The sequence below is a fragment of the Megasphaera hexanoica genome (assembly GCF_043520715.1).
Lineage (GTDB): Bacteria > Bacillota > Negativicutes > Veillonellales > Megasphaeraceae > Megasphaera > Megasphaera hexanoica.
The window spans coordinates 1,298,719-1,319,361 of sequence record NZ_CP171361.1 but is presented as its reverse complement, the minus strand read 5'-3'; the positions used below and the strand labels follow the sequence as shown (position 1 = coordinate 1,319,361).

At 50.1% G+C, this 20,643-nt stretch carries 20 protein-coding genes; 3 read left to right on the top strand and 17 right to left on the bottom strand.

Going from position 1 to position 20,643, the window contains the following annotated elements:
• The first annotated feature begins 25 nt into the window (after positions 1 to 25).
• Positions 26 to 754 carry an NAD-dependent protein deacylase gene (locus ACGTIC_RS06425; protein WP_113856200.1) on the top strand — a complete coding sequence of 243 codons (729 nt, stop codon included), beginning with the start codon at positions 26 to 28 and terminating at the stop codon, positions 752 to 754.
• A 107-nt stretch (positions 755 to 861) separates the two neighbouring features.
• On the opposite strand, the gene ACGTIC_RS06420 is transcribed toward ACGTIC_RS06425, so the two are convergent.
• The 8 genes from ACGTIC_RS06420 to ACGTIC_RS06385 all read right to left on the bottom strand — a co-directional run bounded on the left by ACGTIC_RS06420 (position 862) and on the right by ACGTIC_RS06385 (position 11,709).
• Positions 862 to 2,253, bottom strand: coding sequence for an amino acid permease (locus ACGTIC_RS06420; protein ID WP_059077339.1), 1,392 nt, complete (start codon positions 2,251 to 2,253; stop codon positions 862 to 864).
• 193 nt (positions 2,254 to 2,446) lie between these two features.
• Complete coding sequence (locus tag ACGTIC_RS06415; RefSeq protein ID WP_113856201.1) at positions 2,447 to 4,813, bottom strand: endonuclease MutS2; 2,367 nt, start codon at positions 4,811 to 4,813, stop codon at positions 2,447 to 2,449.
• A gap of 49 nt (positions 4,814 to 4,862) precedes the next feature.
• A complete protein-coding gene (locus tag ACGTIC_RS06410; protein WP_113856202.1) occupies positions 4,863 to 7,061 on the bottom strand; it encodes a DUF3656 domain-containing protein in 2,199 nt (732 codons plus the stop codon).
• Between the two features lie 227 nt (positions 7,062 to 7,288).
• Complete coding sequence (locus ACGTIC_RS06405) at positions 7,289 to 8,497, bottom strand: acyl-CoA dehydrogenase family protein (protein ID WP_059077342.1); 1,209 nt, start codon at positions 8,495 to 8,497, stop codon at positions 7,289 to 7,291.
• A gap of 501 nt (positions 8,498 to 8,998) precedes the next feature.
• Entirely contained in the window at positions 8,999 to 10,087 is a 1,089-nt protein-coding gene (locus tag ACGTIC_RS06400) for an iron-containing alcohol dehydrogenase family protein (protein ID WP_113856203.1), read from the bottom strand.
• Between the two features lie 12 nt (positions 10,088 to 10,099).
• Positions 10,100 to 10,636 (bottom strand): gamma carbonic anhydrase family protein, encoded by a 537-nt coding sequence (locus tag ACGTIC_RS06395; RefSeq protein ID WP_113856204.1) that lies wholly within the window; start codon positions 10,634 to 10,636, stop codon positions 10,100 to 10,102.
• A gap of 80 nt (positions 10,637 to 10,716) precedes the next feature.
• Positions 10,717 to 11,358 (bottom strand): sugar O-acetyltransferase, encoded by a 642-nt coding sequence (locus ACGTIC_RS06390; RefSeq protein ID WP_113856205.1) that lies wholly within the window; start codon positions 11,356 to 11,358, stop codon positions 10,717 to 10,719.
• 12 nt (positions 11,359 to 11,370) lie between these two features.
• Complete coding sequence (locus ACGTIC_RS06385) at positions 11,371 to 11,709, bottom strand: hypothetical protein (protein WP_113856206.1); 339 nt, start codon at positions 11,707 to 11,709, stop codon at positions 11,371 to 11,373.
• Between the two features lie 92 nt (positions 11,710 to 11,801).
• Here ACGTIC_RS06385 and rnhA point away from each other — a divergent pair, with 92 nt between their 5' ends.
• Positions 11,802 to 12,491: a ribonuclease HI gene (gene rnhA / locus ACGTIC_RS06380; RefSeq protein WP_113856207.1), complete on the top strand. Its 690-nt coding sequence runs from the start codon at positions 11,802 to 11,804 to the stop codon at positions 12,489 to 12,491.
• Here the strand turns inward: rnhA and ACGTIC_RS06375 are convergent.
• The 3 genes from ACGTIC_RS06375 to ACGTIC_RS06365 form a co-directional block, all read right to left on the bottom strand.
• Complete coding sequence (locus ACGTIC_RS06375; protein ID WP_113856208.1) at positions 12,488 to 12,982, bottom strand: hypothetical protein; 495 nt, start codon at positions 12,980 to 12,982, stop codon at positions 12,488 to 12,490. The two genes, rnhA and ACGTIC_RS06375, sit on opposite strands and share 4 nt — an antisense overlap.
• Positions 12,983 to 13,073: 91 nt before the next feature.
• Entirely contained in the window at positions 13,074 to 14,027 is a 954-nt protein-coding gene (locus ACGTIC_RS06370) for a 2-hydroxyacid dehydrogenase (protein ID WP_113856209.1), read from the bottom strand.
• A gap of 41 nt (positions 14,028 to 14,068) precedes the next feature.
• Entirely contained in the window at positions 14,069 to 14,416 is a 348-nt protein-coding gene (locus ACGTIC_RS06365; protein WP_113856210.1) for a helix-turn-helix domain-containing protein, read from the bottom strand.
• Between the two features lie 115 nt (positions 14,417 to 14,531).
• Here ACGTIC_RS06365 and ACGTIC_RS06360 point away from each other — a divergent pair, with 115 nt between their 5' ends.
• A complete protein-coding gene (locus ACGTIC_RS06360; RefSeq protein WP_257536538.1) occupies positions 14,532 to 15,392 on the top strand; it encodes a type 1 glutamine amidotransferase domain-containing protein in 861 nt (286 codons plus the stop codon).
• Between the two features lie 132 nt (positions 15,393 to 15,524).
• Here ACGTIC_RS06360 and ACGTIC_RS06355 read toward each other — a convergent pair whose 3' ends face one another.
• From ACGTIC_RS06355 to ACGTIC_RS06330, 6 genes are all read right to left on the bottom strand, one after another.
• Positions 15,525 to 16,040 carry an SRPBCC domain-containing protein gene (locus tag ACGTIC_RS06355; protein ID WP_113856211.1) on the bottom strand — a complete coding sequence of 172 codons (516 nt, stop codon included), beginning with the start codon at positions 16,038 to 16,040 and terminating at the stop codon, positions 15,525 to 15,527.
• Positions 16,041 to 16,428: 388 nt separating this feature from the next.
• The gene (locus ACGTIC_RS06350) at positions 16,429 to 17,361 is read right to left on the bottom strand and encodes an NAD-dependent epimerase/dehydratase family protein (protein ID WP_257536539.1); all 933 of its coding nucleotides are present in this window, start codon (positions 17,359 to 17,361) and stop codon (positions 16,429 to 16,431) included.
• 121 nt (positions 17,362 to 17,482) lie between these two features.
• Complete coding sequence (locus ACGTIC_RS06345) at positions 17,483 to 18,271, bottom strand: HD domain-containing protein (RefSeq protein WP_257536540.1); 789 nt, start codon at positions 18,269 to 18,271, stop codon at positions 17,483 to 17,485.
• Between the two features lie 66 nt (positions 18,272 to 18,337).
• Entirely contained in the window at positions 18,338 to 18,976 is a 639-nt protein-coding gene (gene nth / locus ACGTIC_RS06340; RefSeq protein WP_113856212.1) for an endonuclease III, read from the bottom strand.
• Positions 18,973 to 19,806 (bottom strand): ATP-dependent sacrificial sulfur transferase LarE, encoded by an 834-nt coding sequence (larE, locus tag ACGTIC_RS06335; protein ID WP_059077351.1) that lies wholly within the window; start codon positions 19,804 to 19,806, stop codon positions 18,973 to 18,975. Before larE ends, nth begins: the two co-directional genes overlap by 4 nt.
• Complete coding sequence (locus ACGTIC_RS06330; protein WP_059077352.1) at positions 19,803 to 20,624, bottom strand: ADP-ribosylglycohydrolase family protein; 822 nt, start codon at positions 20,622 to 20,624, stop codon at positions 19,803 to 19,805. The genes larE and ACGTIC_RS06330 overlap by 4 nt, the downstream gene beginning before the upstream one ends.
• Positions 20,625 to 20,643: the final 19 nt, after the last annotated feature.

The following is a 20,643-nucleotide window of genomic DNA, read 5'->3' as shown; positions in this document are numbered from 1 at the left end:
TCGCGTTTGGAAAGGAGCGGTCCTCATGTCTGCTATTGATACGTTTCTCCAGATGGTCCATGATTCGGACAATATTGTATTCTTTGGCGGTGCCGGCGTTTCTACGGAAAGCGGCATTCCTGATTTCCGCAGTAAAGACGGACTCTATAACCAGCACTACAAATATCCCCCTGAAACGATGCTCTCCCATACGTTTTACGAACAGCATACAGACGAATTCTATCGGTTCTACCGGGATAAAATCCTGAATGCGTCTCTTTCGGCCCAGCCTAATATGGCTCACAAGAAGCTGGCCGAACTAGAACAGGCAGGCAAGCTGAAGGCTGTCATTACCCAGAATATTGACGGACTGCATCAGAAAGGCGGCAGCAAAAATGTTCTGGAACTGCACGGCAGTATCCACCGCAATTTCTGCCAGCACTGTCATAAATTCTTCGATGCCGAATATATCAGGCAGACGACAGGTATTCCTAAATGCGATGCCTGCGGCGGTACCATCAAGCCCGATGTCGTTCTTTACGAAGAAGGCCTCGACAATGATGTCATCGAACAATCGCTGTACTACATCAGTCATGCCGATATGCTCATCATCGGCGGTACCAGCCTGGTTGTCTATCCGGCCGCCAGCCTCGTGCGTTACTATCACGGCCACAAACTGGTACTCATCAACAAATCAAGTACCGATATGGACCATACGGCCGACCTGGTACTCCACGATTCCATTGGCGAAGTCTTTTCCAAGATAAAACTCTGACCCAACCGGGCCCGGGATATACCAGACAGACAAAAACAGCTGCGTTACACAGAATGTAATGCAGCTGTTTTTTAGTATAAAGACGATAATGGTAGATGTAAACACACCTATTTTCCTGCTTCCTCTTTCTGCAATACGCTATGACGGTTGCCATATACGAGGTAAATCAGCAGTCCCAGTACAGACCATCCGCCAAAGAGGAGGAGCGTATGGGGAGATAATTCCGAGAAGATGAAGGCACAGCAGATAAATCCCAGGGGAGCAATGATGTGCACGGCCGGGCAGCGGAATCCGCGCGGCTTGTCGGGATAGACGCGGCGCAGGATGAGAATGCCCACGCAGGAGCAGAGGAAGGCAAAAATCGTTCCGGCACTGCACGTTTCCGCTACGATGTGTATGGGTGTGAATCCCGTGATACAGGCGACGACTATGCCTATGATGATCTGAATGATATAAGGCGTATGGAATTTCGGATGCACTTTGTAGAGACTCATAGGCATGAGGCCGTCCCGGCTCATAGAATAGAGAGCACGGCTCTGGGCAAAGAGCATGCCAAGGACGACTGTGGAAAGGCCACAGATAGCGCCCGTACCGACGATAGCCGACCCCAGGTGCAGGCCGATGTATTCGAGGACATACGAAGCAGGAGCCGCCGTATCCAGCATCGGATATGGTACGACGCCGGTCATGGCCGCACAGACGGCAATGTACAGGATGGTGCAGATGGCCAGGGCCAGAATGATTCCGATTGGCATATCCCGTTTCGGATTCTTCGTTTCTTCTGCTGCCGTAGATAAGGCGTCAAAGCCAAGGTAGGCAAAAAACAGCACGGCTGTGCCGGCAAATACGCCCTGCATGCCAAAGGGCAGGAAGGGCTGCCAGTTGACCGGCTCAATGTGCGGCGCTGCCAGGAATAAGAACAGGAAAATCGTGCCGATTTTGACAAAGACGAGAATCCGATTGACCCTGGCACTTTCCCGGACACCGACTACGAGAAGGGCCGTTGCCAAAAGGACGATGAGCACAGCCGGCAGATTGATGATACCACCATCAGCGGGTACGCTGGTCAGTGCCTTGGGCAGGTCGATACCGCAGGAATGAAGGATGCCGACAAAATAGGCAGACCAGCCACCGGCCACGGCACTGGCTCCGACGGAATATTCCAGAATCAGGCTCCAGCCGACCCACCAGCCGAATATTTCACCCAGCGATGCGTAGGCGTACGTATACGAGCTCCCCGATACGGGAAGAAACGATGCCAGTTCGGAATAGGCCAGACAGACAAAGGCGCAGGTAATGGCCGCGAATACAAAAGACAGCATGAGTCCAGGGCCGGCATATTTGGCCGCTCCAATACCCGTCAGGACAAAAATCCCCGTTCCGATGATGATACCCAGCCCCATAAGGGTGATGTCAAAGGCGCCCAATGCCTTGGTCAACTTTTTCTCCTGCGTATGGGCCAGCAAGTCGTCGAATGATTTACGACGTAATAAATTCATATACTTTCCTCCATTTCTTACTATATTTTCCCATTTTACGAGAAAACATAAAAAATATCCCTTTGTGGACCTATTCTATCATATAACAACGCAAAAATCCATGACTATATTTCATCGCCTGTATAAATATTTGTAAATAGTAAAAAGACGCGGAAACAGTCATTACAACGTAATTCCGCGTCTTTTTACTATGCTAAAAATATACTAAGGTGACACCGTCTCCGCCATTTTGGGCATCGTCGAGTTTGTACTGTCTGACAAAGGGCTGTTCATCCAGGAAGGCGTGGACGGCTCTTCGCAGGGCACCGCTGCCTTTGCCATGGATGATGCGGACCGGACTGAATCCGGCAGCCAGTGCCTGATCGAGGAACCGTTCGATTTCGGGGATGGCTTCGGGTCCGGTCTTGCCGATAATGTTGAGCTCTGTCGCAACAGGGCCGGTCCGGATTGGCCGGAAGGACGAACGGCTCTGTTCCCGTTTCTCTTCCTGCTTTTCTTTCTTAATTTCTGACAAATAAGGGGCACTGATATCCTGTATCTTGACGCGGACGGTCATGCCGCGCACCGATACGGTCACCTTCTTGCCATGGATTTTTTCTACTGTTCCCAGCCCGTCGAGAGAATTGATATAGACCTGCTGACCCGTTTTGAGCTGGGCCGGGTCGATGGGATCGCGGTGCGGCTTTTCTGCTTCGGGCAGGGAAATCTGCTGGATGGCGCGGCGGGCCTGTTCGATGGCCTTCATCCGTTCCTTTTCACTCAACGATTCTTTCGACTGGGCTTTTAACTCCCGGATGATTTTTTCTGCCTCCAGCCGCAGATTGCGTTTCATATCGACGGCCTGACGCCGGCTGGAATCGATAATATCCTGCCGCTTGGAAGTGACTTTTTCTTTTTCCCTGCGCAGTGCCTCTTCTATCTGGCGCGCGCTGGCCAGTTTCGCCTCTAGTTCCTGTTCTTCTTCATCCATGCGTTTGGACTGGGCATTTAGTTTGGTCAGGATGGCTTCCATATCGACGTCCTGAGCCCTGCTGCGCAGTTCTTTCGCTTCGTCGAGAATCTCTTTGGGCATGCCCAGCCGTTCACTGATGCTGAAGGCATGGGAACTGCCTGCCGAACCAATGCGCAGCTTGTACGTCGGTTTCAGTGTATTCACATCGAATTCCACATGGCCATTTTCGATGCCCGGCGTATTATAGGCAAAGTTTTTCAAATCATTATAGTGGGTCGTCACCATGACATAAGAGCCCTTGGTGTACAAATTCTTGAGGATGGCGATGGCAATAGCACTGCCTTCGGCAGGATCCGTGCCAGATTCCAGTTCATCTGCCAGGATCAGATCGTCGGGACCACAGTGTTTCAGGATATAAATGAGCTGCTTCATGTGGCTGGAAAAGGTACTGAGATTCTGGGAAATATCCTGTTCGTCACCAATATCGGAAAAAATGTCGCGGAATATGGGCAATTCCGACCCCTCCATGACGGGCAGGAACAATCCGGACTGATGCATGAGTGCCAGAAGGCCCAAAGTCTTCATGGAAACGGTCTTGCCGCCCGTATTGGAGCCCGTAATAAGGAGTATGCGGTATTCTCCCCCTATGACAATTGTATTGGGTACGACCTTGACTGCATCAATTAGAGGATGACGGGCCTGGATGAGTTTTACCATCCGCCTTTTGGAAATAACCGGCCGCGTCGCTTTCATAGAAAGAGCCAGCTGTGCCTTGGCAAAGATAAATTCCAGCTTTCCTACGGCATAGGTACTGTCGTAGAGATTTTCATAATCTCCGGCGATAAGGGCCGTCAGGCGGCGGAAAATTTTTTCGATTTCCCTCGTTTCTGCGATACGGGCCGCCTGCAGGTCGTTATTGGCGTTGACGATGGCCATGGGTTCAATATACAATGTAGCCCCGCTGGCGGAGGTATCGTGGACAATGCCGGGGAAGGCATGACGGTATTCCTGCTTGACAGGAATGACGTAGCGGTTGTTGCGGACCGTTACCAGGGCATCCTGGAAATACTTCTGATATTCTTTATTTTGGAGTACATTGTGGACGTACCGTTTCGTCTGCCGTTCCAATTCAGAAATCCGCGTTCTCAGGCGCAAAAGCTCGACAGACGCATTGTCGCGGATCTGGTGGTTCTGGTCGAATACCTGGGCGATTTTGTGAATGATGAGGGAAAAATCGCCGATGTGGGAGGCCTGACCGGACAGACGTGGATAATCGCCTTCTTTTTCCGCAAAATACACCCTGATTTCTCCGTACCGCTGGGCATTGTGCCAGATATCAATGCAGTCCTGCCCGTCGAGTGTCACATCGCGCTTTGCCTTTTCCAATGCCGGACGGATATCGGTGATTCCTCCGAAGGGCACAGAGGCTTCCCGCTGCAAGCAGTGCCAGGCTTCTTCCGTATCAGCCAGGCGCGCTTCCACTACATCTGCATCGGATTCAGGACGCAGACGGCGGGCTATTTCCTTGGAAAGACGTGACGGAGCCAGCCTGACGAGCTGGTTCTGCACCTGATAAAATCCCAAAATCCGCATACTACGTTTATTCATATAGGGTAAAACTCCTTTTATTTCGTTTACTAATCGCTATCTTTATTTCTTATATAATGCCATGGAAGAAATGCCCCCGCGTGACATGCTGGTCTTCTTTCCCCAGAAGCATTGTTTCCCGGCCTTCCCATAATCGTACGTATCGGGCTGTCTGCACCGATACCCAGTCTGCACTGCGGCCCCGGCCTTCGATACGCAGCCGGCTGATATGGGCTGCCCGGAGATCCTTATAGTACGGAGCCATGTCCAGATCACGGTTATTGAGGATATGATTGCGGCAGAACGGGTCAGTCACGACAGGAAAATGCATGCCATGGCGGTCTTCCAGTGACAGATGGCGGCCGCTACAGGCACCATTGCAATGCCCTTTCCCTTCTTTGCTGAGACAGGCCGCCGCCTGGCAAAATTCGGTAATCATCATTTCCAGCCGGCCTTCTGCCAATACTTCTATGGAAACGGGTACCTGCCGGATAATCCGTCCAATCTGCCTCAATGTTAGTTCCGGAGACAGAGTCAGTTCACTACATCCGACATGAATGTAGGCCTGGGCGCTCTGGTTGTTAAAAATATTGAGTGACCAGTCGGCACTGCAGGGAAAGGACAGTCCTTCTGATTCCAGTAACGGAAATATCCCCATATTGCCAGCATAGATGCCAGATATACCCGCTTCTACTGCCAGGCGGAGTTCCGTCCGCACGGCAGCCACCTGACGAGGCCACAGGACCCGCGGCGTCGCGGCCCATAATTCACGGCCATACGATGCGGTCAGGGCCGATACCCGTTTCCATTCCTCTGCCGTCACGAAATGATGATCGTACGTTTCTCCTCCATATATGATACGGCCGGCTCCTGCCCTGAGTGCCGCCTCGGCCTGAGCGGGTGAGTCACAACGCACGGTAATACAGGGTGCCGTATCCGCTATAGATGCCGCCCTTACAAAAGTCGTATCCGTTTCTGCCCTTCCCGCAGAGGGGCGATCATAACCGGATAGGATATCCTCTTCTAGCCGGTCTGCCGCCTGACGGCGCAGTTCATTCAGGATACTGGCCGGAATCATGTGCGATTCATTCCAGACAGATGCATCTGCCAGAGTAAAACAGGTGTCACCCAATCGTTCCAGCTGCCCTTTGACCCAGTCACGCGTCGCCGGCCGTCGTGTTGCCCGTTCCGGCTGAAAAGAAGAGACGGCTTCAGCCGTATGGCCGTCTTCGTCCCACAGGGTCAGGCGCAAATTTCCCTGGTCAGTGCAATCTACATGACCGTAGACGGGTATATGACGGGTCAGGCCCGGATCTCCGCCTCCCGTATTGGGCACGCGGTTTCCCGGTATACCTGCCGTGATGGTGTGCCGGCCCAGATGATCCTTCAGAAAATCGGCCTGATAGGTGCGGTTGAAACTCTGTTTCAGCTGTTCTTCCGCTTCACGAAGACAGTGTTTCTGCTCTGTCGCAGGCTGATGCCAGCTATCCAAAAGGCTGCGATAGGCTCCCACAACGGTACGCACGTAACCGCATCCTTTCATGCGCCCTTCAATTTTGAGGGAGGAAACGCCGGCAGACAGGAGTTCATATATCTTAGAAGAACTGTTCAGGTCTTTCAGGCTCAGTATATAAGACGCTTCTCCGGTCAGGAGATCATCGCCGTCATACAGCTGATACGGCAGGCGGCACGGCTGGGCACAGGCGCCGCGATTCCCGCTGCGGCCGCCGATAAAACTGCTCATCAGGCACTGTCCGGAATAAGCCATGCACGATGCGCCGTGAATGAAAACTTCAATGGCAGCGTGAGCATGGGCACAGATATAGCGGATTTCCGAAAGAGGCAGTTCCCGCGCCAGTACGACCTGGGTAAAACCGAGCCGTTCCAGGAAACGCACGCCATTCAGATCGGATACGGTCATCTGGGTGCTCCCGTGAAGCGGCAGCTTTGGTACGACGCGCCGGGCAATCTCCGCCACAGCCAGGTCCTGCACGATGATGCCATCGACAGACAAATCATCCAGCTTTTTCAGATAGGCCGTCAAATCAGATAGTTCCGTGTCTGCCACGAGAATATTTACGGTGACATAAATCTTAACGCCCATCAGATGGGCTATCCGCACGGCCTGAGCCATTTCCTCATCGCTCAGATTGTGAGCAAATTTGCGGGCATTAAACCCTTTCCCACCCAGATAAATCGCATCGGCACCGGCGTCGATTGCCGCCCGTACCGTATCCAGTGAACCTGCCGGAGCCAGTAACTCTGCCATAATTCCTCCTTATATTCTCCTTCGTATGCCAGCTATCCTGCAGAGATACCTGGACAAACTAACTCTATATTCTGAAGTGAAATATACTCAACTATCTTGTATACGTGACTTTTATTGTACCACTTCTGTTTTATCCTTAGCAATGTCTTTTATTCGAGCCATCAACGTTCTCCCAGAAAAAAAACGGCCACATGCCAAAGCATGTGACCGTTGTACGACCTGTGAAATTAGTGTTTCTTTGTAATCTGGCCGGAGATAACGATTCTCTGTACTTCGTTGGTGCCTTCATAGATCTGCATGATTTTAGCATCACGAACGAGTTTTTCAACCGGATATTCACGGCTGTAGCCGAAACCGCCGAGGATCTGGATAGCATCGAGAGCTACCTGTACGCACATATCGCCGCAGAAGCATTTGCAGATAGCAGCTTCACGGGAGTAGTTGTAACGGCCATTCTTTCTTTCGTCATAGTATTTGTTGAGGAAGTTGATGATGGAGGAACGGCCAACTTCTGTCTGGATATCCATATCAGCCAGCTTGAAAGCGATAGCTTCGTGTTTGATGATCGGCTTGCCAAATGTCTGACGAACCTGAGCATATTTAACAGCTTCGTCGATACCGCGCTGAGCAATACCAACTGCCAGGGCACCAATCATAGGACGGGCGAGGTCCAGTGTCTGCATAGCATAGATGAAGCCTTTGCCTTCTTCGCCTACGAGGTGATCAGCCGGGATATGAACGTCCTGGAAGATAACTTCTGTCGTGTTGGAGAGGCGGATGCCCATCTTGTTTTCTTCAGCGCCAATGGAAACGCCTTCGCGGTCACGTTCAACGATGAAAGCAGAGATGCCTTTTACGCCCTTCGTCTTATCCGTTACAGCGAATACGGTGTAAACGGAAGCAACGCCGCCGTTGGTGATGAAGCATTTCGTGCCGTCGATAATATATTCGTCACCAACTTTTTTAGCTGTCGTCTTGCTGTTGGAAGCATCAGAACCAGCATCCGGTTCGGTTAAGCAGAATGCGCAGAAGCCCGGTACCGGAGCTTTTTCAGACGTCTTTTCGCCGTTGAGGAAATCGGCATAGAGTTTTTTCTGTTCGTCATTGCCGTGCTGGAGGATCGGTTTCAGGCCGAGGGAAGAAGCGGCTACTGCTGTAGCAAAGCCAGCATCAACTTTGGACAATTCTTCGTATGCAGCGGCTACGGTGTAGTAGTCCTGGCCAAGGCCGCCGTATTCTTCCGGAATTTCCAGAGTCGTCAGGCCAAGGTCAACAGCGCCCTGATAGAGGTCGAGAAGTTTTTTGCCTTCTTCTGTTTCCGGTGTCAGTTCCGGAGCGTTGTCCAGTTCCGGTACGAGCGGCATAACTTTCTTTACTGCATAGTCTTTTGCCAAATTAACGATGTCCATCTGGTCTTTGTTAAGAATATAACCCATTTTACATCTCTCCTTTGATTAAAGTCATAGCCAGGAAATAGTATAGTACAGGCTATGCCATTTGGGGCTATTAATTATATCATACAGCTACCCGTTATGACGGTGGCTGCTGAAATCAATGATAGGTACTCGGTGATTCACGCTTTATGTTCATTATATCACATAATATCTGTTTTGTAGACTCTTTATTTAAATATTTACAAAAATATTTAACGATGGCACCGTATACCGGACACAGGGTCCTTCCCTTTCTGCTTGCATGCCAGAAATACGGAGGAGCAACGATTCCTTTTATGTTATTTCCATCACATACTCAGTATGATATACTTTTTTTTCGCAATTGTCTATCCCTTTATGCCAATAATTTCAAAATATTATGCTTGTATTGCATTTTCTTAGTTCTGGCTTATCATGTATATAAAAACCGGCTCTGTGTAAAGCTATCCCTTTTCACACAAAGCCGGTTTTCATCCGGTACGGCACTCACGGTACCCGTCTGGTTCAGGCCAGTTCCCGGTACAGACGGGCAATGACTTCACCATTCACTTCATAAGGTGTGGACGCAACTGCTCCCGTAGGCAGCGTCAGCCGGACATACTCTTCTATTTCCTCTTCCGTAAGGAAAACCCGTTCCGGCATGAGACTGTGCAGGCAGTCCGCAAAGTCCTGCAGGCCGGAAAATCCCAGGATGTCCCAGATTTTTTCCACCTTATCTTCCATCGTTTCTGTCATGAGCCGCATATACCCCGGCAATAACAGGCCATTCGCCCGGCCATGGGACAATCCTTTATAATAAGTCAGCTGATAACCCATGCCGTGTACCAGAGTCGTTCCCGTCTGGGCGATGACCATACCGGCAGTCGTCGCGCCGTACATCAAGTCTTCCCGGACGACATAAGGGATATTTCCTTCCAGATCAGTCAGATGGGGACCGAGGAAGCGCATCGCTTCTTCTGCCCATACGTCACTCATGGGAGTCGATTTCCGCGACATATATCCTTCTATGGCATGGGATAGGGCATCAACGGCCGTATCCATAGTCACAGTCGTACTGACGCTTTCTGTAAAGGACGGATCCGCATAGGACAGTACGGGGAAAATAAGGGGTGTATTGACCGATTGTTTCGTCCCGGCATGGTGATTGGTCAGTACGCCTACTTTCGTCACTTCACTACCCGTTCCGGATGTCGTCGGAACGGTCACGATAGGCAGCGGCCGGACATAAGGACCGGTAAATAACGCCGCATCATCCAGTTCATTCGTACACAGAAGGGCTATGACTTTCGCCGCATCCATAGGGGAACCGCCGCCGATACCGATAACGAAATCGGCATGCTGGGATTTGCCAAAGTCAGCGGCCCTGCGGACGGTGTCGATAGAAGGATTGTTTTCTATCTGGTCAAACAATACCCAGGCTACACCCTCTGATTCCAGCGCATCCGTTACTGCCTTCTGAGACCCATTGATTTTCGCGGAATGGCGTCCCGTCACGATCAGTGCCTTTTTCCCCAGCTGCTTCAGATCCTTCCCTGCTCCCTTCAGACAATCTTTGCCAAAATACAGGCGGGTCGGCATTTCATACATAAACATGAGTAATCCCTCCTATTTTTTCTGCTGCATCGTTTTCTGCATGGCCTTGTATTCCTGCCCCAGCGCCTCGTATTCCAAGATATCTTTACGAACGGCATCGACTTCCTCCTGCCGCAGAGATCGGACGAATTTAAAGGGCGTCCCATACACCATGGAACGGGGCTGGATAACTTTATTCTGCGTAATCATGGTTCCTGCCCCAATGATGCATTCTGCTCCGATATCGGCATTAGCCAGTAAAATGGCACCCATGCCAATCAGTGTACCACTGCCGATATGTTTGCAATGGATGACGGCACTGTGGCCAACCATGCAATAATCGTCCAGGACGAGCGGATCGCCGGGATCCACATGAATCACCGTATTGTCCTGTATATTGACGCCTTTACCGATGATAATTTCGTTATCATCACCACGGACGACGACGCCAGGCCACAGGTTTGCTCCTTTTTTTATGGTAACCTTGCCGACAACCGTTACATTATCTGCCAGATAGGCGCCGGGATCAATATCCGGCCACTGGCCGCGGAAGGGATAAATATATGCCATACGAATTCCTCCTGTACTATTTCATTATGTTACACGCATCTATTATATACCATTTCGATGGCAGGCACAAAAGGTACTGCCTATTTCAGATTGTTCCGGAAAAACTCCCGGTCCTCCGGCAGGATGCGCCAGGCCTGGGAATCGTCAACTGTAATGGGCCGGATGGGCTTGCAGGGAACGCCAAAAGCCAGATAATTGTCAGGAATATCCTTTGTCACGACCGATCCGGCTCCGACGACCACGTTGTCACCGATATGAACACCGCCCAGGACGGCTACATTAGCAGCAATCCAGACATTATTACCGATATGGATATCCTCGGCAAATTCGGCCATAGTCATCCGCCCTTCTTCACTCAGGCCCAGCCGTTCCTGTGGAAGAAGGGGATGATTCGTTGCCAGAAGTGATACATTGGGGCCGATACATACGTTATCGCCAATGAATACGCGGGCATCGTCCATGACGACCAGATTGAAATTAGCAAAAAAATTTTCCCCGATAAACGTATGACAGCCATAGTTGAACTGGAGCGGTCCCTGAAAATAAAATATCCGGCCGATGGATCCCATGACCTGACGCATGATATCCGTTCTTGCGGGGTCAGCCTCATCGAGGCGATTATATTCCCGGCACAGCCGGTGGGTGCGCCGCTTGATTTCTACCAGTTCACTACAACGGTTGTTAAAGATATGACCTGAAAATATTTTTTCTTCTTCTGTCATAATATACCTCCATTATTCTACTCCGGGAAAACTATGGACAAAACGGATACGGATATCAGGGAACGAATCGACAAACTGGATGGTAAAATCTTCCCCATAACTTACAAACTGCCACTCACCAATGCTATCGGGAAAGGAATCGACAACTTTAACACGTAAATCAGGAAAGCTCTGAACGACCTGTACCCGTATATCGGGAAAGGAATCGACAACCCGTACTTTTCCTGCAAGGCGGATATCTTTATAATAGCCATCGCTGTTGATGACGGTCGCTGCCTGCACTCCAGACAGGACAAAGAAACAACCAAAAATTAGTAAAATAAAGCGCATGAGGGACATCCTGTATTTCATAGTACGAACATCCTTTCTATGGTTTTCTCTATTAAATCGGTTCATTCCATGATACAATCAGTACGATAACAATTCTGAAACGAGGTGTTTCTATGCCAAAAAAAATATATGCCGTACGAAACGGCCGCCAGACTGGACTGTTTACCACCTGGGCTGAATGCCAGAAACAGGTAACCGGCTATGCCGGAGCCCGTTTCAAAGGATTTACCAGTGCAGAAGAGGCGATGCGCTGGCTGTCTGGTGATGATTCCGCCGGTTCTCATACGGCACAGTCCTCCGGTCATCGCCTGTTCCACGGGGAAAAGGTCCCCCGGCTGCATCAGGAACAGCCGGCAGATACAGATCAGGACTACATCATTTATACCGACGGGTCCTGCCTGAGAAATCCCGACGGTCCCGGCGGCTGGGCTATGGTTGCCCGTACTATTGCCACAGGGGCCGTTTCCGAACAATCTGGCGGTCATCCTTCTACGACCAATAACCGGATGGAACTGACAGCAGCAATCAAAGCCCTGCAGTGGGCCCCGGCCGGTTCACGGGTCGCTCTCTATACGGACAGCCAGTATTTAAAGAACGGCATCACCCGCTGGCTGGCTGCCTGGAAGCGCCGGGGCTGGAAAAAGGCCGATGGGACTCCCGTACTCAACCGGGAACTGTGGATGGCTCTCGACGCTCTCTATGGCAGTCATCACGTAACGTTTCACTGGGTCAAAGGCCACGCCGGTGTCGATTTGAACGAACGATGCGACCAGCTGGCAAAAAAAGAAGCCATGAAATACTAAAGCCGCCGCCAGACGATACCGGCCAGGACGATTCCCACACAACCCGTTACTATCTGAGGCCAGCTCATCATAAAGCTGAGTGTCTGCCCCACTACATCCGGTAGTGCCACTATGGCTAGGACGATGTTTGTACCTCCATAGAGGATGCCCGCTTTCACGAGCGGCCCGGCAAAAAGGGCAGCCCGGCTGCGGCGGAAGCGATATACCCAGGCCATGAAGCAGGCATTGCCCAGACCGATGACAGGAATCAGGAAAACCAGTGGCAGTTGTCCCTGCAGAAATGCCCCCATAGGCAGTATCAGACCGATAATACAGGCCCGGTACGAACGAGTCTGCCAGATAGACAGAATCATGACTGCATTGAGCAGACTGCCAATAAAAAACATATTTACCGGTCCCGGCAGCGGTACGACCAGGCGGATGCTCTGCAATACCAGCGCCAGTGCCAGAAACGATGCCAGCCGGACCGAAACTTTCCAACGATCTTGCATATCCAGTTCTCCCTGCCTGCTTCTGTCTTGTCAGAAGCAGGCATTTTTCTATGACCTCAACGCCGGAACGACGTTCTTGTCTGAAACGATTTTATTGACTAACTACATTGATAGGATTCCCATCGAAGAAATGACGGACGTCATCGGCTATGATATGAACCAGCCGCTGCCGCGTTCCCAAGCCTTTCCAGCCCATATGAGGTGTGAGGATTACATTGTTCATCGTATAAAGCGGGCTGTCCGCTGCTGGTGGCTCCGTTTCCTGCACATCCAGTCCTGCCCCCGCCAGACGATGCTCCTGCAGAGCTTCTATGAGTGCCGGTTCATCAATGATGGCACCGCGGGCCGTATTGATGATGCAGGCTGATGGTTGCATCAGTGCTATGGCGTCCTTATCGATAAGATGACGCGTCTTGTCCGTCAGAGGGCAGTGAATAGATAGATAGTCGCAGGTCCGGAGAACCGTTTCCAGATTCGTATAGGTAATGTGATTTTCATCCGGCCGGGGCGTACGCGTATACACGACGACTTCCATTCCGAGAACGATGGCTATGTTCATGACTTCCCTGCCAATATGACCGGCTCCAATAATGCCCAGTATTTTTCCATTGACTTCTCCATGGGGCACCATGAGATGTTCCGTAAAGTTGCGCCGGTCTCCCTTTGCCAGCATAGCCATCTGCTCTCTCATGGACGATGCCAGATTCAGGAGAAGCATAATGGCCGTGTGGGCCACGCGCTGTGTGCTGTAGGCCGGGATATTGCATACGGTAATCCCTTTTTCTCTTGCTGCCTCTATATCAATATTGTTATAGCCCGTCCCTGCTTCCACGATGAGTTTCACGCTGTCGGGAAACCGTTGTATAATATCAGACGGAACGGGCATTTCCTTCGTGATGACGGCCGCCGCCCCGTCAATCCGTTCCACAATTTCGTCCGCCTGACTGTCATCATAAACGACCGTATCGGGTGAAAGGACGGAGAAATCCAGTTTCCCATCATAATTCATCTTGGCACCATTCAGTACGACTACACGTTGGTTCATCATCATTCACTCCTTATGTATAGATATTATAAACAATATTTTCATCCTTTATCTGCCGGCAGTATCCGGTCAGCCAGATGTTCTTCACCCCAGGCACACATAGCCTTCACAATCGGTGACAGGGTTTCTCCATACGACGTCAGGCTGTATTCCGTCTTAGGCGGAACGATAGGATAGACTTTTCGATGAATAATACCGGCTGATTGCAGTTCACGCAACTGCTGGGTCAGCATTTTAGCCGTTGCCTGCGGAATGAGGTGGCGCAGTTCAGAAAAGCGGAGCGTCCTTTCCGCCAAATGGTATAAAATGATGCATTTGTATTTTCCGCCAATCAGACTCAGCGTCGCTTCAACGGGACAATGAAATACTTTTTGTTTATTCGTACTCATAAAATCCTCCGATAGTTTCTTTTAGAAACCTCATCACTTAAAAGTGCATACTTACGTATTTACACTATTTATTTTATACTAAAGAATAGAAAAAAACAAAGGAGGAATCTGATTCATGAAAATAAAAAAAATGATATTTGCCACGCTTTGTATGTTTGCAATGGGCAGCACAGCATCGGCCCAGTCATCAGAAGATACGATTAAGCCGGTTTCTGCCAAAGGGACTATCCTCGTCGTCGCTTCGAGTCAGCCCCAGATGGAAATGAAAGATGGATCACTAAGAGACATCGGTTTCTATCTCAATGAACTGGCCGTCCCATCAGAGTATCTGGCAGACCATAACTATCGTATCGTCCTGGCTACACCAAGCGGAAAAAAGCCCCTCATGGATGCCGGCTCAAATGACAAAAAATTTTTCCAGAATGACGATAAAACCCGGGCAAAGGCAGTCCAGTTCGTCCATAATCTTCCCGTCATTTCTCTGAAAGATGCCGTCAGACAGTTAAACGAATACGATGCCCTTTTCATCCCTGGCGGCCATGCCCCCATGGCGGATCTCATGCAAGACCCACAGCTCGGCATAATCCTGCGGGATTTCCACACAAAAGACAAGCCGACGGCCTTCATCTGCCACGGTACGGTTGCCGCTCTTGCTGCACTGCCCGACGCGGCGGTTTACCGCAAGGCCTTAGTCAGCGGTGACTTCCCATCAGCCCGGAAGGCTGCTGCCGGCTGGATTTATCAAGGCTACCACATGACGGTATTCTCCGATGCAGAAGAATGGCCCGGGGAAGTCCACAGTGGTATCGAAATGCCTTTTCATGTCGAACCGGCACTGCAAATCGCTGGTGCCCATATGCATGAAGGCCCGCTCTATCAGAGCAATATCGTACGCGACCGCGAAGTCGTCACCGGCCAGAATCCGGCCAGCGACATCGCCCTCGCCCAAGAACTCTTGTCTATGCTGAAAAAATAACAGCTGAAGACAGACCGGAAACATGCAAAAGAAATAACCAATAGACTATATAGCCAAAAGACTGGTACACGGGAAACGGATACTCCTGCACCAGTCTTTTTTGCCGCCTGTATGAAGCGAAGCAGTTATAATTTATTGTTTTTGCGCTTGTACGGTAGCAACCAGCCCTTTTAACCAATCCTGATGACCTATATTCATGGGATCCGGATTCGCTTCCTGTAATTCCCGGGCCGGTTTTCCTACCTGTGATTCCTGCGTCAGGATGCGGACCCGGTTTTCCGGCAAATCTTCGATTAGCCAGGCGTGAACGACATCGAGCCGGTGGTCAGCATCCCCTTCAGCCCAGCCATGCCATGCCAGACGGCCCGGACGGCCATCAGATGGCTCTTCAAATTCAATAATCTGGGCTTCAATAGGAAAACCAAATGTCTTGAAGCGAAAACGTGTATTTTCTCTTAAAATAGTTCCCGGAGTATTGTCGAATTCGACATCAGCAGAATTTTTGTAATACGATTCCCAAAGACCGGCATCAATCAATGTATCAAACACTTCTTTCGCCGATGCATTGCGGACGATGACCTCATTTGAAGCAAAATTATCTGTATATCCTGGTAAATATTCGTGTGGCCATTTGATTTCGTGTAACATATCTTTCTCCTCGTGTATTAATTCATCCATTTTATTTCTACCTGTTTATATGGCATCAGACAAGCCAATCATAAAACGGTAATCTGTATATAGGTCATAATTATTTATCCATATACATCACTATCACTGGGGCCCTTGTGATGATTGCATTATATCTGCTTTAGTATATTTTAACAAGTATGTACTTTAAAGTCATATAGTATACATTTATATACTTAATTACTTTTTAATTAATAAACCATCAAAACAGGGTAAACGAAAATCACCTGGCTATGCAGGAAAACAGAAAACACCATCACTGGATGCTCTATGCACCTGCGATGGTGTTTTTACCGTACGGCTTACCAGGCAATGCAGCCACACGACCTCTATGTCTCATTTTAGTATATCAATGTTTTTCCTGTCTGTTATACCAGTCGTACGTCTTTTGTATCCCTTCGGGAAGTTCCATAGCCGGAACAATGCCCAATGCCTGTTTCAATGCATCATGACTCAGCACGGAACGAAGGATGTCTCCCGTACGCGCTTCAGTGTAGTGCACGTCGGCAGAGTGTCCGATAGCGTCTTCAAAGCAGCGGATCAAATCATTGATGCTCGTTTCTTTTCCCGTCGATACATTGAACGTGTGAAATCCTTTGAGCGGCAACGCTTGTATGATGGCATCGGCTATATCCCCGGCATAGACAAAATCCCGGGTCTGCCTGCCGTCGCCGTATACCGTAATGGCCTTGCCCATCGCCAGGAGCTTGCAGAAAATGCTGACTACGCCGCCCTCTCCTTTTTCTCCCTGACGTTCGCCATACACGTTGGCAAAGCGGAAGACCGTCGCATCAAGGCCGTACAGTTCATGATAGACCCGCAGATACTGTTCTGTCGTCATCTTCGTAATCCCATACGGCGAAGAAGGCATAAGCCGTTCCGTTTCCACCAGAGGAACATGCGGATTATCCCCGTACACAGCAGCACTGGAAGAAAACAGCACGTGATGTACATGGTAGGTCCGGCAACATTCCAGAATATGCAGGATTCCTTCCAGATTAACCTGAAGATCCATCACGGGATCGGCAACGGAAGTCGGCACTAATGTCTGTGCAGCCAGATGGATAACTGCATCAAAATCATGGCTGGCAAACAAACTTTCAAGGGAATCCGTATCCCGTACATCTCCCCGTACCAGTTCCATACCCGGCAGTACATTATCGGGTGAACCACTCGTCAAATTGTCAAAGACTACGACCTGCCTGTCTACCATAGCATGAAGTTTTTCCAATACGTGGGAGCCAATAAAACCAGCCCCACCTGTCACTAAAAGCTTCATCATATCCCTTTTCCTTATATCAGTTTTATTATCTGATAAAATTACCAATATTTTATCATTACGAATTCTATTATACACCTCTTATAACGTAAATGGGATATGCGCTAATAAAATTTAAATTTATTTAAAGACCATCCTGATTCTGCTGATTTCCGAGGCACTTTACGAGACTGCGGATTTCATCCATCCGGGCTTCTGTCTGCCGATTGCGGGAATGGAATTGGAGGAGTTTTTCATAATAGCCCTGTTCCTTTACCAGTTCCCGGCTTACAGCATATGACAGTTCAAAATATAGGCAGAGTACGCCTGCATAAAAATCCATGCGGGTCTTTTTGTCTTCTGTACGGATAGTCCGCATCCTTCGGGCCTGTGCCATGACAGCATTCGATATGGGCTGCTCTTTCAGCCGGGACAAATCGGTATGCCAGACATTATCCGGTTTCTCCAGATGCGTTGCATAGACACGGAAAATGTCAATCTTATCGGCATCCCGGATGAGCTGGCAGAACTGCCTCTGCCGGGGTGTGAGCTCACAGGGGAGCTGAAAGACGTTGTGCAGTCCCACGGCCAGCCGGATTACGTCGTCTTCGGACGCATCAGTCAGGAAATCCCGGATATGGCCTTCGCCGAATAAGTACTTTGCGCCATATTTTGCATGGTCTACAGAGCGGTAATCAATGAAGGTATGATATTCCCGGAGCTGTTCAAACCGCCCGATATCATGGAGCACCCCTATGCACCAGGCAAGATTTACATCCCCGTCAGACAACGATATACCACGGGCAATATCCTCTATAATCCGGCTCACCCGCATGGAATGCTCATATTTGAGCACGACGCCGGCATCGGTATGATCAAATTTCTGAACGTATGCTGTAAAGCGCTGGATGACGCGATGGCGGTCTATGTTCATGTTCCCGCTCCTTCATAATCGCTGTGTCTGAAACAAGTCTGGTCCATAGCCTGTCCCCGGTCCATCTTATTTACCCTGTTCCTTTCCCGGGCACAGATCTTGGAGGAAACACTGGTCACAAAGTGGTTTCCTCGCCTTGCAGACACGGCGTCCATGCCAGATAAGCCAGTGATGGGCCCGGCTCCACCACTCTTTGGGAATGGCCCTCTGAAGCCCTTTTTCCACTTCAAGGGGCGTACTGCCAATGTCCAACTGAAGCCGGTTCGCCACGCGGAATACATGGGTATCAACGGCGATGGCCGGCGTATCGTATAAAATGCTTACCAGTACGTTGGCCGTCTTGCGGCCCACGCCGGGAAGTTTGACCAGTTCATCAAATGTGTGCGGTACCTCTCCATGATATTGTTCACAAAGAATGGCACAATTAGCCAGAATATTTTTTGCCTTGCTGTGATACAACCCACAGGTACGGATTTTTTCTTCCAGACCTTCAAGTCCCAGTGTCAGTATTTTTTCTGGCGTATTGTATGCAGGAAACATTTCTGCTGTTACTTTATTGACCCGTTCATCCGTACACTGGGCTGACAGGATGACGGCTATCATCAGTTCAAAGGGCGACGTATAATGGAGAGCCGGTTTCATGATGCCATATTGATCTTGAAACCGCTGCAGCATTTCCTGTTTGATTTGTTTCGTTACTTTCATTTATCTTCCTCATCTGTTTCAATTACTTCATTGAGACTTCCCATTTCGTAACCGCCCAGATCGAGCGACACATAGGTAAATCCACAACGGCGCAAAGCCTGTACGATATCCTTGCGGTGAGCCAGGATAGCCGGGATTTCATCTTCTCTCACCTCGATGCGTGCTACATCGCCGTGATAGCGGACGCGCAGCGACCCTGTGATATAGGGCGCAATGTATTGTTCTGCTTTATCAATCATGGAAAGGCGCTGCGGTGTCAGTTCCACACCATAAGGAATGCGGCTGGCCAGGCAGGCGGCACTCTGTTTATTCCAGGTCCTGAGGCCCAGTTCCTGCGAAAGTGCCCGGATATCGGCTTTGGTAATTCCCGCTTCTATCATCGGACTGCGGACGGCATCAGCCATTTCTTCCAGAGCTTTCATCCCCGGCCGGAAATCGCCCAGGTCATCGACATTCCCTCCATCAACAACCCAGTGAAAGCCCTCCTGTTTTGCCAGATTTACCAATGCAGTAAAACGGATTTTCTTGCAGATATAGCAGCGGTTCTTAGGATTTTTTACAAACTCCGGATCAGAAAATTCCGTCGAATGGACGACGAGATGACGGATACCAATGCTGGCAGCCATATCACGGGCATCCCGTTCTTCGCTTTCCGGCAGCGTCGGTGAAACGGCGGTTACAGCGAGGGCCTGGTCCCCCAATACATCGTGCGCCGTATAGGACAAAAATGTACTGTCTACGCCGCCGGAAAAGCCGATGACGACGCTTCCCATTTCTTTTAATATAGCGCGTAATTTTTCATATCGTTCTTTCATTTCTGGTTCTATCATGATAGCCCCCTCTTTCTGTTATGTATATAGGCATACAGCCGCTCAACCTGTTGATGAATGTCTGCTGGCAAATAGGATGTCGCTTTCTGGCACATCCTTTCCGGTATGCCATAATATGCTTCGGCCATACTGCCGGCTATGGCGGCCTGTGTATCCGTATCTCCCCCGAGGGAAATAGCATTGCGGACGGCATCTTCATAATCGCTGCTTTCGAGAAATGCTTCGATGGCTTCGGGTACGCTCCGGGATGTCCGCGAAGTAAACCCATAATCCCGGCGTATCTCATTGAGGCTGCGGTCCAGTGGATAAAAGTGGTCTTGGAGATACACACGTATGTCATCGCGCCGGATGCCCGCACGGGCCAAATAAATCGCCGACGAAACAGCCACAGCCCCCTGGATAGCTTCTTCCGTATTATGCGTAACTACGGCCGACAGTTCTGCCAGATATTGTGCTTCTGCCAGAGTATCTGCCAGCCATCCTGCCGGAGCGACGCGCATAGCGGCTCCATTGGCCCAGCTTCCATAAGGCCCCATGTCATCACTTTCATACCAATGGATAAAACGCGGCCCGTACCCGACGCCGGGAAACCGGCGGCACCAATAGCGGAGATACCGACAGAGTAGAGGCGTAACCGCCTGTCCTTTCATCCGGCTTTCCATCAGTGCCTGTCCGACCGCCACCGTTGTCACCGTGTCATCGGTAAACCGGCAGCCTGTTCCCCAGAACGGGAAGTCTTTTGTCTTGATGGAAGCAGCCCCATCTACGGGCATTTCATAAACAGAACCGGCTATATCACCGATAATTGTTCCCCACATTTGATGATCACCTCACCGG